This is a genomic window from Streptomyces sp. NRRL S-378 (assembly GCF_000720645.1).
GTDB lineage: Bacteria > Actinomycetota > Actinomycetes > Streptomycetales > Streptomycetaceae > Streptomyces.
Genome location: NZ_JOBX01000177.1, coordinates 1 through 1047 on the forward strand (window position 1 = coordinate 1; position 1047 = coordinate 1047).

General features: G+C 69.8%; 1 protein-coding gene and 1 pseudogene. One reads left to right on the top strand and one right to left on the bottom strand.

The genetic code is table 11. The features are described 5' to 3' along the window. The coding region (locus tag IH80_RS46745; RefSeq protein ID WP_037882396.1) for a hypothetical protein at positions 1–283 on the bottom strand (283 nt) is incomplete at its 3' end. Between the two features lie 141 nt (positions 284–424). Here IH80_RS46745 and IH80_RS43385 point away from each other — a divergent pair. Then, positions 425–897, top strand: a pseudogene (locus IH80_RS43385) (IS5 family transposase); the annotation flags it as partial. Positions 898–1047: the final 150 nt, after the last annotated feature.

Here is a 1047-nt window from a genome sequence, read left to right on the forward strand (position 1 = left end):
TCTCCCTTCCTTCGACGAGGAAGCTTGCCATGACAACGCAGCTAGACGGCCTGTGTTCAGGACGGATCCCGACCTTGACTTCTCTATTGGGAAGCCGCCGCCAGGATCTCGGTAGGGCGAGGGGAGCGGGGTGCTGCGCGAGCACCAGGAGCTCGCGGTTGCGCTTCTTCTCTGCGTCGGTGAGGGGCCGGGCCTGCACGCGGCCGTGGCGGTGCCACAGCGGGGAGGCGGGCGGCTCGGGGTAGGCGAGAGCGTGGTCGACGTCGCGGTCGGTGCTGCTCATGGGGGCCTCCGGTGGGAGGGGTCAGGCGTGGGTGGCGCGCTGGTTGCTCTTGGACTGGGTGTCGGCGATCGTGCGGGCTCATCAGCACGCCGCCGGGGCCTGTCAAAAGGGGCCCCGGCAGGCGAGCCGGCCGACCATGCCCTCGGACGATCCCGCGGCGGACTGACCACCAAGATTCAGTCGCCGCCGACGGCCGTTGCCCTCCGCTGGCCTTCGTCATCACGCCTGGGCAAGCCGGTGACGCACCCGCATTCGAGCCGGTGGCACGCTTACGGGTGCCCCGGCCGATCGGCCGCCCCCGAGTCACCCCGGATGTGATCCTGGCCGACAAGGCCTATTCCTCCCGGGCGATCCGGCGGCATCTACGGCGGCGTGGGATCCGGGCCGTAATCCCGCAGCCCGCCGACCAAGCCGCCAACCGCAAGCGGCTCGGCCGCCGCGGCGGCCGCCCGCCGACCTTCGACCGTGAGGCCTACAAGCAGCGGAACACCGTTGAGCGGTGCATCAACAAGCTCAAGCAGTGGCGCTGCCTGGCCACTCGGTATGACAAGACCGCCACCATCTACCGCGCCGGACTCCACCTCGCAGCCATCTTCATCTGGTCAGCGAGATGATCCGAAAAAACCGCCTAGGTCGACTTGGAGCCGCGCGCGCCGGGGGTCTTGGGGATCGAGGGCCGCACGGCGGTGGCGTCGGCCATGTCGGGCTGGTCCATGTACACGTACCAGTCGCGGTCCTCGCCGCCCATGCCGGAGCGGAGGCTC